A 22,888-nucleotide genomic window follows, 5' to 3' on the forward strand; every position below is an offset into this window, starting at 1 on the left:
AATCTGCAGGTTCCGGTCGGGATTGCGATTTGAAAGCTTCCTCACTCAAACTGAGAACCAGGCTTTCAACTTTATTTGAAAAAATTGCAAAAATTATATCATCTCGCAGCGCGGGAAGCAGCCGCTGTGAAGGTCATCAGGTTACAAAATTGTAAATCCGCACAGATGGTCATCACAGTGCTGGCTCATCGTTTCGCCACTCGCTGGTGGTAAAGCCGGTCAGGCGTGCAAAATGCTGCACCAGACGCGGCTGGACATCCGCAGTGGTGACACCGGGCTGGAACTGACCCAGCTGCGCCATGCGCATACCGGCATAACCGCAGGGGTTGATACGCAGGAAAGGGGCGAGATCCATCGCCACATTCAATGCCAGGCCGTGAAATGAACACCCTTTGCGGATGCGCAGACCGAGCGAGCAAATCTTCTCTTCGCCGACGTAGACGCCAGGGGCGTCCGGGCGGGCATGCGCGCTGACACCGTAATCCGCCAGGGTAGCCACCACCGTTTCTTCCAGCGCCGTCACCAGCTGGCGCACGCCAAGTTTGCGGCGTTTAACATCGATCAACACATACATGACCTGCTGGCCGGGACCGTGATAGGTGACCTGGCCGCCGCGATCGCTCTGCACCACGGGAATGTCGCCGGGCATCAGCAGATGCTCCGCTTTGCCCGCCTGGCCCTGAGTGAACACCGGGTTGTGCTCCACCAGCCAGACTTCATCCGGGGTGTCGCTGTCGCGTTGATCGGTAAAGCGGTGCATGGCGTCGGAAATCGGCTGCCAGTCGCGCAGGCCGAGTTGACGAACAAGAAGCGTATTAGCTGACAAAACGGGCATCCGGTAAAGAGTGAGAGGCAAAGTATAACGCTGGCAAAGATCCCTTTGCCAGCGTCAGCATTACAGCACCATGCGCACGATATCGATGTTGCCTAACTCTTCATACAGGGTTTCAACCTGTTCAATGTGCGTAGCCATGATGGTGATGGAAACAGAATGATAATTGCCTTTGCTGCTCGGCTTCACATCTGGCTTGTAGTCGCCGGGCGCATGACGCTGCACCACAGCAACCACTTGATCAACCAGCTCCGGTTGCGCCAGACCCATCACTTTATAGGTAAACGAGGTAGGGAATTCGAGCAGTTCATTCAGTTTGGTTTTCATATTGACTCCGGTGCAAAAAAACAGGCTCCCGCCTGAGCGGGAGCAATAATATTAACTTATATAGGGGCAATGCGGCGTTTTTTCAATCGCGCCTTAGCCGAACCAGTGGTGGAACATCAGTTTGATGTAATCGATGATGCGACTGATGAAACCGCCTTCCTGTACTTCGTTCAGCACCACCAGCGGACGCTGTTCAATGGTTTTGCCATCCAGCTGGAAGTTGATGCTGCCCACCACCTGATTTTTCTGCAGCGGCGCATGCAGTTCGGTGTTGTTGAGCACATAGCTGGCTTTCAGATCTTTCATACGGCCACGTGGGATGGTCAGATAAGCATCTTTCTCCACGCCCAGCTGCACGCGGTCGCTGTTACCAAACCAGACCGGCTCAGAAGCAAATTCTTTACCCGCCTTCAGCGGTGCTACGGTTTCAAAGAAACGGAAGCCCCAGGTCAGCAGTTTTTTGCTCTCGGTTTCACGGCCTTTGTAGGTATGGCCGCCCATCACCGCCGAAATCAGACGCATCTGGCCTTCAGTCGCCGATGCCACCAGGTTGTAACCTGCGGCATCGGTATGGCCGGTTTTGATGCCGTCGACATTGAGGCTGGTATCCCACAGCAGGCCGTTACGGTTCAGCTGACGGATGTTGTTAAAGGTGAACTCTTTCTCGTGGTAAACCGCGTATTCATCCGGTACATCACGAATCAGTGCCTGACCGATCAGCGCCATATCACGGGCTGAGCTGTACTGGCCGTCGGCATCCAGGCCGTGTACGGTCTGGAAATGGGTGTTTTTCAGGCCCAGCGCCTGCACGTAATTGTTCATCAGGCTGACGAAGGCATCCTGGCTGCCAGCCACATAATCGGCCATGGCAACACAGGCATCGTTACCGGATTGCAGCACGATACCGCGCGTCAGCTGCGAAACGGGAACGCGATCGCCGGGTTTGAGGAACATCAGCGAGGAACCTTTAAATACCGGGTTACCGGTAGCCCAGGCATCTTTACCCACGGTGACAATATCATCCTGATGGATTTTGCCCGCTTTGACCGCCTGGCCTATGACGTAACTGGTCATCATTTTGGTCAGACTGGCCGGGTCGCGGCGTGCATCGGCGTTCTTTTCCGCCAGCACCTTGCCCGAGTTATAGTCGATCAGAACGTAGGCTTCAGCATCAATGTCCGGGACGCCCGGAATCATAGTTTTGAGGTTAACATCGTCCGCCAGGGCGGCATGGCTGAGAGAAAGGGCGACCAGTGATCCCACTGTCAGGCGTTTCAGAAAACGAGAAGGTTTCAGCGTATTCATGTTCAGGACTACAACATCCGTGGGGTTAAGAGTGAAAAAAAGTGCCTTGACTCAAGCAAACGCCCTGATTGGGCGACATCTTGCTTTGCAAAACTGTTGTAACCAGGCATCACTATGCCTGGTCGTTATTATCACATGCCGTTATGCGATGTGGTAATAAAGGAACTCATCTGCGCTTCATTGTTCAGGCGCTGCTGCAAGGCAGCGGCTTCTGCGCGGGATTTATAGCCGCCCAGTTGCACACGATAAACGTTACCATTGGCCTCAACCGAACCCGGTACACCGAAACGTTTGCCGAGGCTGGTTGCCAGCTCGCGTGCACGGGCGGCATCATTAAGCGCGCCTACCTGCACCACATAACCTCCAGCGCTGGCCGGTGCGGAAGCAGCGGCAACGGGAGCGGCTACCGCCGCTGTCGCCGCGGGTGCAGCGGCAGCAGGTTGCGGCTCGCTGCCTTCCAGTACGCCATTGGCTAACGGTTGCGGTGCGCCAAGAAACCCATTGCTGCGGACCGGGGCACCCATACCATCGCTGCTTTGCAGCGTGCTGTTGTCCACCGCGCGGACATCCTGCGCGGGAGGCGTGGCGCTTTGGGTGCTGGCACTGCCACCCATCATTACCATACCGCCACCAAGGTCAGGGCGTGCTGGCAGCGCGTAGCTTTGTTTAGCGACCGTCGTACCGATGGTGCCGGGACCCGACAGCGTGCCGTCTGGCGCGACATTGATATAGTCAACGCGTACACGGGTATTATTCGAGATATTCAGGCGGTCAGCTGCGGCGCTCGACAGGTCGATAATACGGCCCGGCGTATAGGGACCGCGATCATTGACGCGCACCACGATTTGACGACCATTCGCCAGGTTAGTGACGCGGACATAGCTGGGTAAGGGCAAGGTCGGATGGGCAGCGCTCATGGCGTTAGGATCGAAGGATTCGCCAATCGCGGTACGGTTACCCTGAGCTTCATTGCCATAAGACGTGGCTAAACCCACTTCACTGAAGTTAGAGGGATCTTTAACGATACGGTAGGTTTTGCCGTTGACGCTATAGTCCTGGCTGGTTGACGGATTAATCGGTTCGTAGCGCGGTTCCACCCCCGGAATTTCAACCACCGGGCCATTGTAAGCCGGTTGCGGTGGGGCGGTATTCTGCGGTTCCTGAGAGGAACAGGCAGCCAATACCAATGATGCCAGAACAACCCCAAGCCAGTCCTTACGCATGTGCAGCCTCTTAAACGCTTTTAGATAACATTTTTCGATGAGTATGGATCGACATTACGATGCCAAATCCGGCCATTAGTACAATCAATGCCGATCCGCCGTAGCTGACCAGCGGCAGCGGTACGCCAACCACCGGTAAGATACCACTAACCATGCCAATGTTAACGAAAACATAAACGAATAAAATCAGCATCAAACCTCCCGCCATTACGCGACCAAAGGTGGTTTGTGCCCTGGCTGCGATAATCAAACCGCGCATAATCAGCAGCAGATACAGCACCAGCAACAGCAGCACGCCAACCAACCCAAGTTCTTCCGCCAGTACGGCAAAGATAAAGTCGGTATGGCGTTCAGGCAAAAACTCCAGCTGCGACTGGGTGCCATGCAGCCACCCTTTACCGCGCAGGCCACCCGAGCCGATAGCAATTTTTGACTGGATAATGTGGTAACCGGCACCCAATGGATCGCTCTCGGGATTGAGCAGCATCATCACGCGGTCGCGCTGATAATCGTGCATCAGGAAGAACCACAGCACCGGGATAAACGCCGCAATCAGCAGTACCGCAACGCCAATCAGTTTCCAGCTCATGCCTGACAGGAACAGCACGAACAAACCTGATGCCGCGATCAGGATTGAGGTCCCGAGGTCAGGCTGCGCCGCAACCAGCAGGGTCGGGGCGAAGATCAGGATCAGTGCGATGCCGGTGTTCTTCAGCGTTGGCGGACACACATCGCGGTTGATAAAGCGCGCCACCATCAGCGGCACGGCGATTTTGGCGATCTCTGATGGCTGAAAGCGCACCACGCCCAGATCCAGCCAGCGCTGTGCCCCTTTACTGATATGGCCGAAGGCATCTACGGCAATCAGTAATATCACGCAGAGGATGTAGAGATAGGGTGCCCAGCTCTCGTAAACGCGCGGTGGCACCTGCGCCAGCACGATCATGATCACCAGCCCCATCACAATCTGGCCGATTTTACGCTCCATCATGCCGGGATCCTGGCCACTGGCGCTCCAGATAACGAAAGCGCTATAGACCAGCAGGCCGATGATCACCAGCATAAAGAGGGGATCAATATGGATGCGCGTCCAGATCGTTCTTTTCTGCGGACTATCGTTCATGGACATGCTTATTCACCTTCGTAACCGGGTGGCGTCGGTGCGGCTTCAGGAAGCACCGTGTTGTTATCGCCTAACATAATGTGGTCGAGAATCTGACGCATAACCGAGCCGACGGCCGGGCCAGCGCCGCCGTTCTCCAGAATCATGGTGACGGCGACACGCGGTTTATCGAACGGCGCGAAGGCGGTCATCAGTTTGTGGTCACGCAGACGCTCAGCGATTTTGTGTGCGTTGTAGGTTTCGTTCTCTTTCAGACCGAATACCTGGGCCGTACCGGATTTGGCGGCGATTTTATAGGGTGCGTCGGCAAAACTTTTATGCGCAGTCCCGTTGGGACGGTTGGCAACGCCATACATCCCGTCTTTGGCGATCTCCCAGAAACCGGAGTGGATATCGCCAATCGGTTCATCTGCTGGCTGGCGATACGGCACCATGGTATGACCTTCACGGGTCGCGTGCAGCAGATGTGGCACTTTGATCACCCCGTCGTTAATCAAAATCATCATGGCTTTGTTCATTTGCACCGGCGTGGCGGTCCAGTAGCCCTGGCCAATCCCCACCGGAATGGTATCGCCCTGATACCAGGGTTTTTTAAAGCGCTTCAGCTTCCAGTCACGCGTCGGCATATTGCCGGGGCTTTCCTGAGGCAGGTCAATACCGGTGCGATGGCCGTAGCCAAATTTGGTCATCCATTCTGACAGGCGGTCAATCCCCATGTCATAAGCAACCTGATAGAAAAAGGTATCGGCGGATTCTTCCAGTGCTTTGGTGACGTTGAGACGTCCATGGCCCCATTTTTTCCAGTCGCGATAACGTTTTTCCGAACCCGGCAGCTGCCACCAGCCGGGATCAAACAGGCTGGTATTGCGGTTAATCACCCCGGCGCTGAGCGCTGATACCGCGACATAAGGCTTCACCGTAGAGGCAGGGGGGTAGGCCGCCTGCAAGGCGCGATTATAAAGCGGACGGTTTTCATCGTTGAGCAAGGCTTTGTAATCTTTGCTGGAGATGCCATCGACGAACAGATTCGGGTCGTAGCTCGGTGTTGAAACCAGCGCCAGGATTTCGCCGGTACGTGGGTCGCTCACCACCACCGCCGCGCGGCTACCTGTCAGCAGCGTTTCGATGTACTGCTGCAGTTTGAGGTCGATGGTGAGATAGATATCGCGTCCGGCCTGTGGTGATTGTTCATGCAGCTGACGTATCACCCGGCCACGGTTATTCACCTCGACTTCTTCATAGCCGGTGGTGCCGTGCAGCACATCTTCGTAATAGTTTTCGATGCCCAGCTTGCCGATATCATGCGTCGCCGCATAGTTCGGCCATTTGCCTTCCTGATCGAGACGGCTGACGTCACGATCGTTAATTTTTGAGACGTAGCCCACCACATGGGTCAGCGTTTGTCCGTAGGGATAGTAGCGACGCTGGTAACCTTTCACTTCCACGCCAGGGAAGCGGTACTGATTCACGGCAAAACGCGCCACCTGCACATCGCTCAGGGCGGTTTTGACCGGAATGGAGGTGAAGCGGCGTGAGCGCTTGCGTTCTTTATCAAACGCATCCAAATCATCATCGGTGAGGTCGAGGATCGGGCGCAGGTCCTGTAGCGTTTGCTTCAGGTCATCGACTTTTTCCGGCACCAGCTCGGCCTGATAGATGGTTCGATTCAGCGCCAGCGGCACGCCGTTGCGATCAAAAATGATACCGCGGCTCGGTGCCACCGGCACCAGCTTGATGCGGTTGTCATTGGAGCGGGTGCTGTAATCAGCAAAACGCAGAATTTGCAGGTGGTACAGGTTGACCACCAGAATACCGGAAAGCAGCAGGATGCCGAAAAAGGCTACCAAAGCCCGACGGACAAACAGCTTTTGTTCGGCAGTGTAATCGCGAAAAGCGTTGCTTTGTAATTTCATCCGCTGCGTTTAATGTCCGGGGTTGGCCTGGCGTTTATTCACGGTGATAAGGATGATTGGCGGTGATGCTCCAGGCACGGTACAGGCTCTCGGCCACCAGCACACGCACCAGCGGATGTGGCAGCGTCAGTGCTGACAGTGACCAGCTTTGCTCTGCCGCCGCCTTACAGGCAGGCGACAGGCCTTCAGGCCCGCCGATCAACAGGCTAACATCGCGGCCATCCTGCTTCCAGCGCTCCAGTTGCTGCGCCAGCTGCGGGGTTTCCCACGGTTGCCCGGGAATATCCAGCGTCACAATGCGATTACCTTTGCCCACAGCCGCCAGCATCGCTTCACCTTCTTTTTCAAGAATGCGTTTGATGTCGGCGTTTTTGCCGCGTTTGCCTGCTGCTACTTCGGTCAGTTCCAGCGGCATATCTTTAGGGAAGCGGCGCAGATATTCGGTAAACCCGGTCTGAACCCAATCCGGCATTTTGGTGCCGACGGCCACAAGCTGCAATTTCACTGCTTAGCTCCAGAGCTTTTCCAGCTCATACAGCTGACGGCTGTCTTCCTGCATGACGTGCACAATCACGTCACCAAGATCGACGACCACCCAGTCGGCTGCCGCTTTACCTTCAACGCCTAATGGCTTCAGGCCCGCAGCGCGTGACTCCTGCATGACATGGTCAGCAATGGAGGTCACATGGCGGGTTGAGGTGCCGGTGCAGATAATCATGCAATCGGTGATGCTGGATTTGCCCTGAACGTCAAGTGCGACGATATCCTGGCCTTTGAGATCATCAATCTTATCAATAACGAACTCTTGGAGTGCTTTACCTTGCAAAAGGTTCCCCTTAAATCAGGTGATTACGGGCAGGCTGAATGCCCTGGAAACGCAGCCAAAAATGAAGCGGCGCAGTATAGCATGTCGTGATTGGTCGCGATATATACCCGTTATACATCAAATTGCAGGAGCGTTAACTGTCAGCGTGCCTGCAAGCCGAATTATTTAAGGTATAAGCCGATGCGATCGATATAGTCGATAACCGCAGCAGGCAGTAAATCCGCGCAGGATTCGCCCTGCTGACGTCGCTTACGGATCTCGGTGGCTGAAATATCGAAAAGCGGCGTATCGGCCAGCCAGATAAGGCCAGCCGGAAGGCGATGCAGTTGTTGCACATCGCGCGCGAGATGCCTTTCCAGCCATTGCTGCATCTCAGGGGTGTCCATCTGCGCCGGATAGCCTGGGCGTTTGCACACCAGCAAATGACAGAGTGACAGCAAATCCTGCCAGCGGTGCCATTTGGCTAACGTTAGCAGAGAATCCTGGCCGATGATAAACCCGAGGGGCTGTTGATCGCCACGTTGCGCACGCAAGGCTTCCAGCGTCGCCACTGTCCACGACGGCGTTTCCCGCTCCAGTTCGCGCGTATCAATATCAAACAACGGGCGATCAGCAATGGCGCAGTGCAACATGGCTACACGCTGCTGCGCACTGGCCTGGGGCTGCGGGCGATGCGGTGGCACATTGTTCGGCAGCAGCGTCACTTTTTTCAGCCCAATCTGCTGCGCCAGTGCCTCGACCGGACGCAGATGTCCATAATGGATGGGATCAAAGGTGCCGCCGAACAGGGCGTCAAGTTCAGACATCAGCAAAGCTCATCGGGAAATCACGGTGGCAGAGCAGTAGCGACAGGGTCTCCAGCTGCGGCCACAGGTTTTGACCATAGTCCTGTTTCAGCGACAGCTCCAGTTCAGCCAGCAGATGAACGGCGCGCTGTAAACGCCGGGCATCCAGCCGTTGCAATGCATCCATAAACAACGCACGGCGGTTTTGCCAGATGCGCTGTTGATCCATCAGCGTGCGCAGCGGTTGCCGGGCCTGATGGCGTTGCAGATGCAGCAGCGTCAGCAGATCGCGTTGCAGGCTGCGCAACAGGATCACCACTTCGCTGTCTTCCTTTTCCAGCTGATGCAGGATATGCAGGGCGCGCTTACTTTTGCCCGCCAGCAGCGCATCAACCCAGTGGAACGGGGTAAAGTGGGCGGCATCATTGACCGCTTCTTCGACCCGTGGCAGCGTGAGTTTGCCATCCGGCCACAGCAGCGAAAGGCGTTCCAGCGCCTGCGCCAGTGCCAGCAGGTTGCCTTCATAACAGTAGCAAAGCAGCTGGATCGCCGCATCATCCACGCTCAGTTGCATCGCTTTGGCGCGATTCGCGACCCAGCGTGGCAACTGGGCCTGCTCGGGGGTCTGGCAGGGCACCAGCACCGCCTGGGCACTCAGCGCTTTAAACCAGGCGCTGTTTTCCTGTGCTTTGGTCAGTTTTGCCATGCGCAGCACCAGCAGGATATCGCTGTGCAGCAGGCTGGCGAGTTTGACCAGTTGCTCGGCCATGGCGGCGTTCGGGCCATTTTCCGGGAATTGCAGCGTCAGTGTCTGGCGTTGGGTAAACAGGCTGAGCGACTGGCAGCTGGCAAACAGGTCGTCCCAGCTGGTTTGTGCATCCAGCGTGACGCTGAAATGTTCTTCAAAGCCCTGAGCCGTTGACGCGGTGCGAATGGCGTCAGCGCTTTCCTGAATCAGCAGCGGTTCATTGCCGGTGAGAAAATAACAGGCGCGCAGCCCCTCACGGAGTTGCGCGCTGAGTTGTTCAGGATAGATCCTGATCATTGCAGACTGGTAGCTGACGAGGAGAGTGCTTCCGGTGAGCTTTCGCCGGGTAAGATCGTCTCAGGCTGCGGCAACGTATCTTTGTTGCTTTCCTGCGCCGCATGCACGGTTAGCAGCTTACGTACCAGCTGTTCGGCAGCACGCTGACGCATCTCCTGCATGATCTTGTCTTGCTCGGCATCCTTCGCCAGTGCGGCGTTCGGGTTGTCGAAGAAAGAACGGTACACCGTCGTGCTGATCGGGTAGATACCTTTACCTGGCAGCAGCACCTGAGCAGACACTGACATTACCAGTGAGTATTCAGCGGTGGTACCGCTGATAAACACTGAGGCAGTGTCGCGACTAAAGCCTTCGCCACCGAGACGCAACGTCGGAATGTTGTTACGCGTCTCTTTGCTGTCATCAACAATGCGCACGTTATTGAGGCGCAACTGCTGACGGACGGTGCGCGCCAGTGGACCATAAGGGTCGCCAGTGGAGACGATCAGCGTTTTCATTTCGGCGGGCACCTGAGTGGTGCCGCGCGGATGAAAACCACAGCCAGCGGTGATCATCACCGCCAGCAGGACAAACAGCCTGATAATCAGTTGTCGCACAGTTCCTCCTGAACTTAACCCACGACCAGGTTAAGCAGTTTGCCGGGGACATAAATCACTTTACGAATGGTGACGCCTTCCAGATATTTCGCCACCAGATGCTCCTGCGCGGCACGCGCCTGCACCTGCTCCTGGGTTGCATCGGGCGCAACGGTGATTTTGCCGCGCACTTTGCCATTAACCTGAACCACCACCAGCAGTGAATCTTCAACCATAGCGGCTTCGTCTGCAACCGGCCAGCTGGCGTCATCGACACTGCCTTCACCGCCCAGCGCTTCCCACAATACGTAGCAGGTATGCGGAGTGAACGGATACAGCAGACGGGTGACGGCAATCAGCGCTTCCTGCAGCAGAGCACGATCCTGGTCGCTTTCCTGCGGGGCGCGGAGCAGTTTGTTCATCAGCTCCATAATCGCCGCAATCGCGGTGTTGAAGGTCTGACGACGGCCAATATCATCCGCGACTTTAGCGATGGTTTTGTGCAGATCGCGACGCAGCGCTTTCTGATCATCGTTCAACGCGTTGACATCCAGCGCCGTGGTCGCGCCTTTTGCGACGTGCTCGTAAGCCAGTTTCCACACACGTTTCAGGAAGCGGTTCGCCCCTTCCACGCCTGATTCCTGCCACTCCAGCGTCATTTCTGCCGGGGAAGCAAACATCATGAACAGACGAACGGTATCCGCACCGTAACGTTCTACCATCAACTGCGGGTCGATGCCGTTGTTTTTCGACTTCGACATTTTGCTCATGCCCGCGTAAACCACTTCACGGCCCTGATTATCGATGGCTTTGACGATGCGACCTTTTTCATCGCGCTCCACGTTGACATCGACCGGGGACACCCAGTTACGCTCGCCGTTAACGCCGACGTAGTAGAAGGCATCCGCCAGTACCATGCCCTGACACAGCAGACGTTTGGCTGGCTCATCAGAGTTGACCAGGCCCGCATCACGCAGCAGCTTATGGTAGAAGCGGAAATACATCAGGTGCATAATGGCGTGTTCGATACCACCCACATACTGATCAACCGGCAGCCAGTAGTTTGCTGCGGCCGGATCCAGCATGCCTTCATTGTAGTTAGCACAGGTGTAACGCGCGTAGTACCAGGATGACTCCATAAAGGTGTCAAAGGTATCGGTCTCACGCAGCGCAGGCTGGCCGTTCACAGTGGTTTTCGCCCACTCCGGGTCAGCTTTGATCGGGCTGGTAATACCGTCCATCACCACATCTTCTGGCAGGATCACCGGCAGTTGATCTTCCGGCGTTGGCATCACAGTACCATCTTCCAGCGTCACCATCGGGATCGGTGCGCCCCAGTAACGCTGACGGGAGACACCCCAGTCGCGCAGACGGTAGTTCACTTTACGCACGCCAACGCCTTTGGCGGCCAGCGCGTCAGCAATGGCGTTGAAGCCCGCTTCGTGGCTCAGGCCGTTGTAGTCGCCAGAATTAAACAGCGTGCCTTTTTCGGTCATCGCGGCAGTGCTGACATCCGGCTCGGTGCCGTCGAGGTTCAGGATCACCGGTTTGATCGGCAGAGAATATTTAGTGGCAAATTCCCAGTCGCGCTGGTCATGACCTGGAACGGCCATCACCGCACCGGTGCCGTATTCCATCAACACAAAGTTGGCGACCCACACCGGGATCTCTTCGCCGGTCAGCGGATGGATAACGTGCAGGCCGGTGGCCATGCCTTTTTTCTCCATCGTTGCCATATCGGCTTCGGCCACTTTGGTGTTGCGGCATTCATCGATGAAGTCAGACAGCGCCGGGTTGGTCGCTGCGGCCTGCTGTGCCAGCGGGTGACCTGCGGCGACGGCAACATAAGTGGCACCCAGGAAGGTATCCGGACGGGTGGTGTAGACCGTGACTTTTTCTGCGCTGTAGGCCACGTCAAAGGTGATTTCCACGCCTTCTGAGCGACCAATCCAGTTGCGCTGCATGGTTTTAACCTGCTCAGGCCAGTCTTCCAGCTTGTCGAGGTCGTTCAGCAGCTCTTCTGCGTAATCGGTGATTTTGACGAACCACTGTGGAATCTCTTTACGCTCAACTTTGGTGTCGCAGCGCCAGCAGCAGCCGTCGATAACCTGTTCGTTCGCCAGCACTGTCAGGTCATTCGGGCACCAGTTAACCGCAGAAGTCTTCTTATAAACCAGACCTTTTTCATACAGTTTGGTGAAGAACCACTGTTCCCAGCGATAGTATTCAGGCTGGCAGGTCGCCAGTTCGCGGCTCCAGTCATAGCCAAAACCCAGCAGCTTGAGCTGGTTTTTCATGTACTGGATGTTGTCGTAAGTCCAGGGGGCCGGGGCGGTATTGTTTTTTACCGCCGCGCCTTCAGCAGGCAGACCAAACGCATCCCAGCCGATCGGCTGCAGAACGTTTTTGCCCAGCATACGCTGGTAACGGGCAATCACATCACCGATGGTGTAGTTACGCACATGGCCCATGTGCAGGCGGCCGGAAGGATAGGGTAGCATAGAGAGGCAGTAGTATTTCTCTTTGCCTTCCTGCTCGGTCACTTTAAAGGTTTCATTTTCGTCCCAGTGCTGCTGGACGCGGGATTCTATCTCTTCCGGGCGGTATTGCTCTTGCATGGCTGCCTGTGGTCCTTAATGAATATCGCACTTAGCGTACTTTTAGATCCGCATAGCATACCCATAAGGTAGCCCCTCAACAACACTTCGCGCCTTTGCCTGGGCGATTTCTGCCGAATGCGCCGCCGTATTCACCCTTTTGCGATTTCCCCCGCGACCTGACCCGCAAGTGACTAAACTTAATCAGAGCATTCGCAGCAGAAAGGAGAACAAAATGAATAACGTGGCGCAGGTATATCGTGCAACGGTAACGGCATTAACCCAGCGGCTGGAACGTGGTGAACGTGATATTGATGCGCTGGTCGCCAGCGCGCGTTTGCGGCTGCTGGCACAGCAGGATTTAACCTCGGACGAAGTCGACGAAGTGTTACATGCCGTCAGACGAGATTTGCAGGAATTTGCCCTTAGCTATGAAGAGTCTGCCAGCGTACTGGGCGATTCGGTGTTTATGCGCGTGATTCGCGAGAGTATCTGGAAAGAGCTGGCGGATATCACTGACAAGAGCCAGCTGGAATGGCGCGAGGTGTTTCAGGATCTGCGTCATCATGGTGTCTATCAAAGCGGCGAGGTGGTGGGGCTGGGAAATCTGGTGTGCGAGAAGTGTCATTTTACCCGCGCCATTTATACCCCGGAAACCTTAACCCGTTGCCCGGAATGTGGGCACGACCATTTCCAGCGTCAGCCTTTTGAACCCTGAAAGCAATCGGGCAGCGTTGCTGCCCGACATTACGGTAGCGGCGCGATTTATCGCGCGTCTTTTCCTGCATCGCGCACAGGATTGCGCGATAAATCGCGCCGCTACGATGCAGTGCTGTTTTAGTGCAGAATCTTCGCGAGGAAGTCTTTGGCGCGATCCGACTGCGGATTGTTAAAGAAATCATCCTTATTGGTGTCTTCAACAATTTTGCCTTCATCCATAAAGATCACGCGGTTAGCCACTTTGCGCGCAAAGCCCATCTCATGGGTGACCACCATCATGGTCATGCCTTCCTGTGCCAGTTCCACCATCACATCCAGCACTTCGTTGATCATTTCCGGATCGAGTGCGGAGGTCGGTTCGTCGAACAGCATCGCCACCGGGTCCATGCACAGTGCACGGGCAATTGCCACACGCTGCTGCTGACCACCAGAGAGCTGGCCAGGGAATTTATCCGCATGGGCAGATAAGCCGACGCGCGCCAGCAGTTTCAGGCCCTTTTCCCGCGCTACCTTTTTGTCACGCTTCAACACTTTCACCTGTGCCAGGGTCAGGTTGTCAACAATGCTCAGGTGCGGGAACAGCTCAAAATGCTGGAACACCATGCCGACCTTGCTGCGCAACTGCGCGAGGTTGGTTTTTTTGTCGTTAACTTCGATGCCGGTCACCTGGATGCTGCCCTGCTGAATCGGCTCCAGGCCGTTTACCGTTTTGATCAGCGTCGATTTACCCGATCCAGACGGACCGCACACCACCACCACTTCACCGGTTTTGACTTCGGTGGAGCAATCGGTCAGCACCTGAAAGTGCCCGTACCACTTAGAAACATTTTTCAGGCTAATCATTTAAACCGTCCTTTTTCTTTTCAGATAGCTAACCAGCAGCGAAGCGCTCAGGCTGATGACAAAGTAAACCAGACCCGCAAATAAAATCATTTCCACCTGGGTACCGTCACGCTCACCGATGGTTGAAGCGGTACGGAAGAAATCAGCCAGGCTGAGGACATAAACCAGTGAGGTATCCTGAAACAGGACAATTCCCTGGGTGAGTAGCAACGGCACCATGGCACGGAACGCCTGTGGCAGGATCACCAGCTGCATCGATTGCCAGTGGGTCATACCCAGAGCCAGCGCGGCATTGGATTGACCGCGGGCGATACTGATGATGCCCGCGCGGATAATCTCCGAATAGTACGCGGCTTCAAACAGCGAAAAGGCCACCATGGCCGAGATCAGACGGATATCGGTTTTCGGCGACAATCCCAGCACCTGTTGCAGAAAACTCGGCACCACCAGATAGAACCACAGCAGCACCATAACCAGTGGCACGGAGCGGAACAGGTTAACGTACAATTTGGCAAACCAGCGCACCGGGGCGATGGGCGACAGGCGCATCACTGCCAGGATGGTGCCCCAGATAATGCCGAATACCACGGCGGTCAGGGTGATTTTCAACGTAATCACCATGCCATTTAGCAGGTAGGGCAGGCTGGGAGGAATGGAACTCCAGTCAAAATCGTACATTATTTCCCTCCCATATTGCCGGGCAGACGTACTTTGCGTTCTACCAGACTCATGAGCAGCATAATCACCAGGTTAATAGCAATGTAGGCCAGGGTGATGGCGGTGAAAGATTCATAGGCGTGTGCCGAGTAATCCAGCAATTTACCGGCCTGTGCGGCCATATCCACCAGGCCAATCGTTGAGGCGATGGCAGAGTTTTTCACCAGGTTAAGCATCTCCGATGTCATCGGCGGCACAATCACGCGATAGGCATTCGGCAACAGCACATAGCGGTACGTTTGCGGCAGGGTCAGGCCCATCGCCAGGCCGGCATTTTTCTGCCCGTACGGTAGCGACTGAATCGCGGCACGTACCTGTTCAGACACGCGTGCACCGGTGAATAACCCAAGGCAAATCACCGACGAAGAGAAGAATTGGATGTTGGGATCCAGCTCCGATTTAAACCACATACCCAGGCTTTCTCCCACCAGTTCCGGTGCCACCAGATACCAGAAGAAGAACTGTACAATCAGCGGAATATTACGGAACAGCTCCACGTAGCAGGTGCCGAGGGTTGATAGCCAGCGGTTAGGCACGGTACGCAGAATGCCAAAGAAGGAACCTACGAAGAAAGCGATAATCCAGGCGCAGCAGGAGACGGCAATCGTCACCTGAAAACCGGACCACAGCCAGCCGAGATAGGTCGTATTGCCGAACGGGGCCGGTTGTAAAAAAATGCCCCAGTTCCAGTCGATACCCATAATAGCTCCGGTAAAAAAAGGGTAGCTGAGCTACAGCTACCCAGAAGATTGATGAACGGTGTCTTGTTTACTCTTCACAGGGGAACGACCTGAGAGAGTCTGTCTGTCCGCACCGCGGTTTCAGCAATCGAGAGGGCAGCAGGGCTGCCCTTATTTTCATTGTTAATTCATTGCCTTGTCGTTTGGCGCTTTGAACAGGGCTTTCATGTCATCCGACAGATCAAAATTGATGTTCATGCCTTTTGGCGGAATTGGATTTTTGAACCATTTGTCGAACCATTTCTCAGCTTCGCCAGAGGTCTGAGCCTGCGCAATGGTATCGTCCATCAGCTTCTTAAATTCCGGATCGTTTTTACGCAGCATACAGCCATAGGCTTCGTGTGACTGCGGTGTACCCAGGATCACCCAGTTATCCGGTTTCTTCGCTTTGGCGCGTTCACCGGCCAGCAGCGCATCATCCATCATAAAGGCCACGGCACGACCGGTTTCCAGCGTGCGGAATGAGTCACCGTGATCTTTCGCGCTGATAATACGCATGCCCATTTTTTTCGAGTCATTCAGCTTATTCAGCAGAATTTCAGAAGTGGTGCCTGACGTGACAACGACGGTTTTACCTTTCAGATCATCAAAATCTTTGATCTCGCCGCCTTTTTTCACCAGCAGACGCGTACCGACCACGAAGATGGTGTCAGAGAACGCGGCCTGTTGCTGACGCTCCAGGTTATTGGTCGTGGAGCCACACTCGAAATCAAAGGTGCCGTTTTGCAGCAACGGGATGCGGTTCTGCGAGGTGATCGGCAGCATTTTGACCTGCAGATCCGGCTTGTTCAGCTTTTTCTTGATAGCTTCAACGATCGCGTTGGAATAATCCTGCGAATAACCAACGACTTTTTGCTCATTGTCGTAGTAAGAGAAGGGAACAGACGACTCGCGATGCCCGACGACAATCACGCCATTTTTGCTGATTTTTTCCAGCGTGCTGACTTGCTGATCTGCTGGGGTGGCGGCTGGTGCAGCAGTTGCCGGTTTGGCATCTTCCGCATGAGCCACGGAGGCGAGGCCAGCCAGAGCCAGGCAAAGGCCCAGTTTCCGTAATTTCATCTCCAACTCCTTCGTATTGCTGGTGCACAGCAGATAAAACTGCGCAGATTGTGATGTTGTGTGTATTTTTCGCTGCTTTTCTGGTCATCCTATAGCGCAACTACACGCAGGATAGTGTTTAACATAGCGAATTGTTAACGTAATGAAACAAAAAAGTTTCTTTTTTGCGAGCCGCTCCGCACCAATAAAAAGCAAAAATTGACCCATGCGCCACGATGGTGCGCATTGTTGCCTTATTACGGTGCTTCGTTGCGAACATAACGCTGACAAAAGCTGATGTTTGCGAAAAACACTGAAATAAATAGCAATGATCGTGCCAAAGCGATTAATGAGTGTAAAAAACCAGCAGAGAATGCGGCAAAGCAACGCGAAGGGAGCGAAAAAATGCAATAAAAAAAGGCGAAGGGTGAGCTTCGCCTCAGGAAGGGAATTGCGAATTAGCGACGACGGCGTATCAGACCCAGCATCACACCCAGCAGAGTCAGCACCCAGACTGGCCACACGCCAGCTTTGGCGTAAGGTGTCACTCCTGTGGTGGGTGTCACTTTGGCTGACAGCACATCACGGGTGAACTGTGGCAGCATCTTCTCGACATCGCCATTGGCATTAATCACCGCGGTCACGCCATTGTTGGTATCACGCAGCAACGGGCGACCCAGCTCCAGTGCACGCATTCTTGCCATCTGGAAATGCTGCCACGGGCCGATGGAATGACCAAACCAGGCATCGTTCGACACGGTGAGCAGGAAATTGGTGTCCGGCCGGAAATTAGCGCGTACCTGTTCTCCCAGCACGATCTCATAGCAGATGGCGCTGGTCAGGTTGTAGCCCGCCACGTTTAACTGCGGCTGAATATAGGCTCCACGGCTGAATGACGACATCGGCAAATCAAAGAATGGCGCCAGTGGCCGTAACAAATCTTCCAGCGGAACAAATTCACCAAAGGGCACCAGGTGATTCTTCTGATAGCGGTTCTGGCTCTGGTAGCTGTAAGGTTGCTCGCCGCCCAGCACAATCACGGAGTTGTAATCGTGGTAGCGGTTGTCACCTTCCAGACGAGAATCGACGATACCGGTGATCAGTGAACTGCCACGCGCGCGCAATTCTTCATCCAGCGCATGCAGGAAGGGCTGCTGGTTGCTTTCCAAATCGGTAATGGCTGATTCCGGCCAGATAATGATCGGCGCTTTACCCATCCATGGCTGGCTGTACGAGGTGTAGATGCGCAGCGTGTTGAGCAATTGCTGCGGATCCCATTTCATCGATTGTGGAATGTTGCCCTGAACCATTGCGACATCGACGCTGCGCTCCGGCAGTGGCTGATACCACTGCAACATGCGTAACGGCCACGGCAGCAGTAACAACAGAACGGCGGCAATCAGGCTTTTCACGCTGCGGTGATACAGCGCGTATACCAGCAGACCGGTAATCACCATCAACAGGAAAGTGATGGTTTCCACGCCCGCCAGCGGAGCCAGTCCTTTCAGCGGACCGTCAATCTGGCTATAGCCGAACTGCAACCAGGGAAAACCCGTCAGGATCCAGCCACGCAGGAACTCGGTGATTTGCCACAACGCCGGGGCTGCCACCGCCAGACGCCACAGCGTAGCACGAGGCCACAGGCGATTAAGCAGGATGGCAAATAGCATCGGATAGAGGGACAAATAGGCCGCCAGCAGTACCACCAGGAATACGTTAACCGGTCCAGGCATACCACCAAAGGTGGCGATACTGACATAGACCCAGTTAATTCCGCTGCCGAACAGGCCAAAACCCCAGGCAAAACCGATGGCTGAAGCCTGCGCGGTGCGACGATCCAGCAACAGCAGTTGCAGGCCGAACAGCGAAATCAGGGCGGCGGGCCAGAAATCATAAGGGGAAAAGGAAAGGGTGCCAATGGCACCCGTTATCAACGCCAGCAGCAGGCGAACCCGCTGCCGCGAGTAGAGAGAGGCTAAAGCCATAAAGTTATTCGTCATCCAGTTGAGGGAGCGGCGAGTCTTCCGGAATTTTTACATGCACCTGGATGATACGGCGGCTGTCAGACATGGCGACCTTGAATTGGTAACCATCAATTTCAATGCTTTCACCGCGCGCGGGAAGGTGGCCGAATCCCTGCATCACCAGACCGCCAATGGTATCCACTTCGTCATCGCTGAAACCGGTGCCGAAAACCTCGTTGAAGTCTTCAATCGGCGTCAGCGCACGCACCGTATAGGTGTGGCGGTTCAACTGACGGATATCGCGATCTTCTTCATCGTCATATTCGTCTTCAATTTCTCCGACGATCAGTTCGAGGATGTCCTCAATGGTCACCAGACCGGACACGCCGCCAAACTCATCAATCACAATTGCCATATGGTAGCGCTGTGAACGGAACTCTTTCAGCATGCGATCGACACGCTTACTTTCTGGCACCACCACGGCGGTACGCAGCACTTTCTCCATGCTGAACGGTTCTGAGGCGCTGCTCATAAAGGGCAGCAAATCCTTGGCCATCAGAATGCCTTCAACATGATCTTTATCTTCGCTGATCACCGGAAAGCGTGAATGGGCCGATTCAATGATCACCGCCAGACACTCTTCAAGGCTCTGGTTACGTTTCAGGGTGATCATTTGGGAGCGCGGGATCATGATGTCGCGCACGCGTTGTTCGGCAATATCCAGCACCCCTTCCAGCATGTCGCGGGTGTCCTGGTCGATCAGTTCTTTTTGCTCAGAATCGCGGATTAGCCCCAGCAGTTCGTCACGGTTTTTAGGTTCGCCGTGGAACAGTTGGTTGATTAGCAGGGAAAAAAATCCCTTTTTACTACTGGGTGCATCGCTGTTTTGAGAATGGTCGTCGCTCATGGCGTTTTTATTAAGTTCTCTCTGGTGAGGGAAGGAAACTGCCGGCATCCACGCCAGCAGCGCAAAAACCTGAGCCAGTGGCTCAGGCGTCTTCTTTCTCCGAAATGTACGGGTCCGGATAACCAAGGGCAAGCATTATCTCGGTCTCCAGTGCTTCCATTTCTTCGGCTTCGTCATCTTCGATATGGTCATAGCCCAGCAGATGTAGCGTGCCGTGCACTACCATATGCGCCCAGTGGGCTTCTGTGGTTTTCCCTTGCTCTGCGGCTTCCTGCTCTACCACCTGACGACAAATAATCAGGTCGCCAAGCAGCGGCAGCTCGATGCCCGGCGGGGCTTCGAAGGGAAAAGAAAGCACGTTGGTAGGCTTGTCTTTGCCGCGATACGTCAGGTTCAGTTCATGACTTTCTGCTTCATCAACCAGACGAATGGTGACTTCGCTCTCCGGCTGAAAAGGGGTGACAGCGGCTTCCAGCCAGCGCTGGAAAGCGGCTTCTGCGGGCAATCCCTGGCTTTCGGCACAGGCCAGTTGTAAATCAAGAATTACCGCGCTCATGAAGGCTCCTGCGGGCTGGGTTGGGCGGCAGCAAGCGCTTCACGTTTACGCTCCTCTGCCTGTTTATCACGGCGTTTCTGGTCGGCTTCTTCCCAGGCCTCATAGGCGATAACGATGCGGGCCACCACCGGGTGGCGGACCACGTCTTCGCTATGGAAGAAGTTGAAGCTTAACTCATCCACTTCCGACAACACTTCAATCGCATGGCGCAGGCCTGATTTGGTATGGCGCGGCAGGTCAATCTGCGTCACATCACCGGTGATGACCGCTTTTGAGTTGAAACCAATACGCGTCAGAAACATCTTCATCTGTTCGATGGTGGTGTTCTGGCTTTCATCAAGAATGATGAAAGCATCATTCAGTGTACGACCACGCATATAAGCCAGGGGGGCAACTTCGATCACGTTGCGCTCCATCAGCTTCTCAACCCGCTCAAATCCGAGCATTTCGAACAGCGCGTCGTACAGCGGGCGCAGATAGGGGTCAACCTTCTGGCTGAGATCGCCTGGCAGGAAACCGAGTTTTTCGCCGGCCTCAACCGCCGGACGCGTCAGCAGAATACGGCGAATTTCCTGGCGTTCCAGAGCATCAACCGCCGCAGCCACTGCCAGATACGTTTTACCGGTACCCGCCGGGCCGATGCCGAAGGTGATGTCGTGATCGAGAATATTGGCGATGTACTGCGCCTGGTTAGGCGTGCGGGGTTTAATCACACCACGCTTGGTTTTGATATTCACCGCTTTACCGAACTCCGGTACGCTTTCGGCGGTTTGTTCCAGTACGCGGCTCTCTTTAATCGCTAAATGGATTTGTTCTGGCTCGATATCCGGAATCTGGCCACGCACCGGTGCCGTATCGACATACAGTGTGCGCAGGATATCCGCCGCTGCGTTGACGCACAGGGTGCGGCCAACCAGTTTAAACTGGTTATCACGGCGATTGATTTCGATCCCCAGACGCCGTTCCAGCTGTTTCACATTGTCATCAAACGGACCGCACAGGCTGAGCAGGCGGCGGTTGTCTACCGGTTCAAGGGCGATTTCACGAGTTTCGATATTCAAATGAATCCTTTGGGTCACTCAGGGCCAGTTGAAAAAATGTATCCGACGCGTGGCAGCAGGCCAGACGCATCATTACGGAATTATTTATGGGGCAGCGCCTGGGCGCAAGCATCAGGGGAGATATTTGGGCAGCACCGTCAGAATGCAAGTGCTGCCTGGGGTAACAGGCGACAGCGTTTTGTGCGCTGTCGCTCAAAGGTCGGGGTTTCAAGGCTGGAAAAGACCCACGCCGATTTCGTTTTCTTTACGCGTGCGCGCAATGACCGAAGCCGGACTTTCCACCACACGTAGACCCATCTCGTCTTCGGTACGGACGACTTTGCCACGCAGCGAGTTGGTATAAACATCAACGATTTCGACGTCAACAAACTTACCAATCATCGCCACCGAACCTTCGAAGTTCACCACGCGGTTGTTGGCGGTACGGCCAGACAGCTCCATCACGTTTTTACGTGAGGTGCCTTCCACCAGGATGCGCTGCACAGTACCGAGCATGCGGCGGCTGATCGCCATCGCCTGCTGGTTAATACGATCCTGCAGGATGTAGAGACGCTGTTTCTTCTCATCTTCCGACACATCGTCTGGCAGGTCAGCCGCTGGCGTACCCGGGCGCGCAGAATAGATAAAGCTGAAGCTCATGTCGAAATTAACATCGCCAATCAGTTTCATGGTCTGCTCGAAATCCTGCTGAGTTTCACCTGGGAAGCCGATGATGAAGTCAGAACTGATCTCAATATCCGGGCGTGCAGCGCGCAGCTTACGGATGATCGCTTTGTACTCCAGCGCGGTATGCGCACGCTTCATCAGCGTCAGGATGCGGTCAGCGCCGCTCTGCACTGGCAGATGCAGGAAACTGACCAGCTCTGGCGTATCACGGTAAACCTCAATGATGTCGTCCGTGAATTCAATCGGATGGCTGGTGGTAAAACGGATACGGTCAATGCCGTCAATAGCCGCTACCAGACGCAGCAGCTCGGCAAAGGTGCAGATATCACCATCAAAGGTGGCACCGCGATAGGCGTTGACGTTCTGGCCCAGCAGGTTGACTTCGCGTACACCCTGCGCCGCTAACTGGGCGATCTCCAGCAGAATATCGTCGCTGGGACGGCTGACTTCTTCACCACGGGTGTAAGGCACCACGCAGAAGGTGCAGTATTTGTTGCAGCCTTCCATGATGGAAACGAATGCGGTTGGGCCTTCTGCGCGCGGTTCCGGCAGACGGTCAAATTTCTCGATTTCCGGGAAGCTGATGTCAACGATCGGGCTTTTGCTGCCACGTACCGTGTTAATCATTTCTGGCAGGCGGTGCAGCGTTTGCGGACCAAATACGATATCAACGCAGGGCGCACGCTGGCGAATATGGTCGCCTTCCTGTGAAGCGACGCAGCCACCGACGCCAATGATTAGGTCGGGATTATGATCTTTCAGCTTTTTCCAGCGTCCTAACTGATGGAAAACCTTCTCCTGCGCCTTCTCACGGATCGAGCAGGTGTTGAGCAGCAGAATATCTGCCTCTTCGGCTTCCTCAGTCAGGGTGTAGCCGTGGGTGCTGTTCAGCAGGTCAGCCATCTTCGATGAATCATACTCATTCATCTGACAGCCCCAGGTTTTGATATGCAGTTTTTTGGTCATCGGACTAGCCATTCAATTCAGTGCAGGTAAGTGCTGGGCGCGTATTGTAATGCTTTGCTGCTGTTGTGACCAGTATAAGGGTAAGGGCTTTTCTGTTTGTGGCACGAATTTCCGGTACACTTCGCAGAATGAACGCTGCGGTAAGAAGAGGGATAA

The 22,888-nt window shown here is 54.9% G+C and carries 22 protein-coding genes; 1 reads left to right on the plus strand and 21 read right to left on the minus strand.

Going from position 1 to position 22,888, the window contains the following annotated elements; all coding sequences use genetic code 11:
• Positions 1–172: 172 nt before the first annotated feature.
• The 12 genes from lipB to leuS form a co-directional block, all read right to left on the minus strand.
• Positions 173–826, minus strand: a complete 654-nt coding sequence (gene lipB, locus CUN67_RS05165; RefSeq protein WP_208714287.1) for a lipoyl(octanoyl) transferase LipB — start codon at positions 824–826, stop codon at positions 173–175.
• Between the two features lie 69 nt (positions 827–895).
• The gene (ybeD, locus tag CUN67_RS05170; RefSeq protein ID WP_084873400.1) at positions 896–1,159 is read right to left on the minus strand and encodes a DUF493 family protein YbeD; all 264 of its coding nucleotides are present in this window, start codon (positions 1,157–1,159) and stop codon (positions 896–898) included.
• A 93-nt stretch (positions 1,160–1,252) separates the two neighbouring features.
• Entirely contained in the window at positions 1,253–2,464 is a 1,212-nt protein-coding gene (gene dacA / locus CUN67_RS05175) for a D-alanyl-D-alanine carboxypeptidase DacA (protein ID WP_208714288.1), read from the minus strand.
• Positions 2,465–2,595: 131 nt separating this feature from the next.
• On the minus strand, positions 2,596–3,687 hold the full coding sequence (rlpA, locus tag CUN67_RS05180) for an endolytic peptidoglycan transglycosylase RlpA (protein WP_208714289.1): 1,092 nt from the start codon (positions 3,685–3,687) through the stop codon (positions 2,596–2,598).
• A gap of 10 nt (positions 3,688–3,697) precedes the next feature.
• On the minus strand, positions 3,698–4,810 hold the full coding sequence (gene mrdB, locus CUN67_RS05185) for a peptidoglycan glycosyltransferase MrdB (RefSeq protein ID WP_208717073.1): 1,113 nt from the start codon (positions 4,808–4,810) through the stop codon (positions 3,698–3,700).
• 8 nt (positions 4,811–4,818) lie between these two features.
• On the minus strand, positions 4,819–6,723 hold the full coding sequence (gene mrdA, locus CUN67_RS05190) for a peptidoglycan DD-transpeptidase MrdA (RefSeq protein WP_208714290.1): 1,905 nt from the start codon (positions 6,721–6,723) through the stop codon (positions 4,819–4,821).
• 34 nt (positions 6,724–6,757) lie between these two features.
• A complete protein-coding gene (rlmH, locus tag CUN67_RS05195) occupies positions 6,758–7,228 on the minus strand; it encodes a 23S rRNA (pseudouridine(1915)-N(3))-methyltransferase RlmH (RefSeq protein WP_208714291.1) in 471 nt (156 codons plus the stop codon).
• Positions 7,229–7,231: 3 nt separating this feature from the next.
• Positions 7,232–7,549, minus strand: a complete 318-nt coding sequence (gene rsfS / locus CUN67_RS05200) for a ribosome silencing factor (RefSeq protein WP_084873416.1) — start codon at positions 7,547–7,549, stop codon at positions 7,232–7,234.
• A 161-nt stretch (positions 7,550–7,710) separates the two neighbouring features.
• Positions 7,711–8,355: a nicotinate-nucleotide adenylyltransferase gene (gene nadD, locus CUN67_RS05205; protein ID WP_208714292.1), complete on the minus strand. Its 645-nt coding sequence runs from the start codon at positions 8,353–8,355 to the stop codon at positions 7,711–7,713.
• Positions 8,348–9,379 carry a DNA polymerase III subunit delta gene (gene holA / locus CUN67_RS05210; RefSeq protein ID WP_208714293.1) on the minus strand — a complete coding sequence of 344 codons (1,032 nt, stop codon included), beginning with the start codon at positions 9,377–9,379 and terminating at the stop codon, positions 8,348–8,350. The genes nadD and holA overlap by 8 nt, the downstream gene beginning before the upstream one ends.
• Entirely contained in the window at positions 9,376–9,975 is a 600-nt protein-coding gene (lptE, locus tag CUN67_RS05215) for an LPS assembly lipoprotein LptE (RefSeq protein ID WP_208714294.1), read from the minus strand. The genes holA and lptE overlap by 4 nt, the downstream gene beginning before the upstream one ends.
• Positions 9,976–9,989: 14 nt before the next feature.
• Positions 9,990–12,572, minus strand: a complete 2,583-nt coding sequence (leuS, locus tag CUN67_RS05220; protein WP_208714295.1) for a leucine--tRNA ligase — start codon at positions 12,570–12,572, stop codon at positions 9,990–9,992.
• A 214-nt stretch (positions 12,573–12,786) separates the two neighbouring features.
• Between leuS and CUN67_RS05225 the strand changes: the two genes are divergently transcribed.
• A complete protein-coding gene (locus tag CUN67_RS05225) occupies positions 12,787–13,269 on the plus strand; it encodes a zinc ribbon-containing protein (protein WP_208714296.1) in 483 nt (160 codons plus the stop codon).
• 119 nt (positions 13,270–13,388) lie between these two features.
• Here CUN67_RS05225 and CUN67_RS05230 read toward each other — a convergent pair whose 3' ends face one another.
• The 9 genes from CUN67_RS05230 to miaB all read right to left on the minus strand — a co-directional run bounded on the left by CUN67_RS05230 (position 13,389) and on the right by miaB (position 22,732).
• Entirely contained in the window at positions 13,389–14,114 is a 726-nt protein-coding gene (locus CUN67_RS05230) for an amino acid ABC transporter ATP-binding protein (RefSeq protein ID WP_208714297.1), read from the minus strand.
• Positions 14,115–14,792 carry a glutamate/aspartate ABC transporter permease GltK gene (gltK, locus tag CUN67_RS05235; protein WP_208714298.1) on the minus strand — a complete coding sequence of 226 codons (678 nt, stop codon included), beginning with the start codon at positions 14,790–14,792 and terminating at the stop codon, positions 14,115–14,117.
• A complete protein-coding gene (locus CUN67_RS05240; RefSeq protein ID WP_208714299.1) occupies positions 14,792–15,532 on the minus strand; it encodes an amino acid ABC transporter permease in 741 nt (246 codons plus the stop codon). Before CUN67_RS05240 ends, gltK begins: the two co-directional genes overlap by 1 nt.
• A 162-nt stretch (positions 15,533–15,694) precedes the next feature.
• Positions 15,695–16,633: a glutamate/aspartate ABC transporter substrate-binding protein gene (locus CUN67_RS05245; RefSeq protein WP_208714300.1), complete on the minus strand. Its 939-nt coding sequence runs from the start codon at positions 16,631–16,633 to the stop codon at positions 15,695–15,697.
• Between the two features lie 437 nt (positions 16,634–17,070).
• On the minus strand, positions 17,071–18,597 hold the full coding sequence (lnt, locus tag CUN67_RS05250) for an apolipoprotein N-acyltransferase (RefSeq protein WP_208714301.1): 1,527 nt from the start codon (positions 18,595–18,597) through the stop codon (positions 17,071–17,073).
• Positions 18,598–18,601: 4 nt separating this feature from the next.
• Positions 18,602–19,483 (minus strand): CNNM family magnesium/cobalt transport protein CorC, encoded by an 882-nt coding sequence (gene corC, locus CUN67_RS05255; protein ID WP_084873446.1) that lies wholly within the window; start codon positions 19,481–19,483, stop codon positions 18,602–18,604.
• Positions 19,484–19,565: 82 nt separating this feature from the next.
• On the minus strand, positions 19,566–20,039 hold the full coding sequence (gene ybeY / locus CUN67_RS05260; protein WP_208714302.1) for an rRNA maturation RNase YbeY: 474 nt from the start codon (positions 20,037–20,039) through the stop codon (positions 19,566–19,568).
• Positions 20,036–21,100 carry a PhoH family protein gene (locus tag CUN67_RS05265; protein WP_208714303.1) on the minus strand — a complete coding sequence of 355 codons (1,065 nt, stop codon included), beginning with the start codon at positions 21,098–21,100 and terminating at the stop codon, positions 20,036–20,038. Before CUN67_RS05265 ends, ybeY begins: the two co-directional genes overlap by 4 nt.
• A gap of 207 nt (positions 21,101–21,307) precedes the next feature.
• Positions 21,308–22,732, minus strand: a complete 1,425-nt coding sequence (gene miaB / locus CUN67_RS05270; protein WP_208714304.1) for a tRNA (N6-isopentenyl adenosine(37)-C2)-methylthiotransferase MiaB — start codon at positions 22,730–22,732, stop codon at positions 21,308–21,310.
• Positions 22,733–22,888: the final 156 nt, after the last annotated feature.

Source organism: Pantoea cypripedii (assembly GCF_011395035.1).
GTDB classification, from domain to species: domain Bacteria; phylum Pseudomonadota; class Gammaproteobacteria; order Enterobacterales; family Enterobacteriaceae; genus Pantoea; species Pantoea cypripedii_A.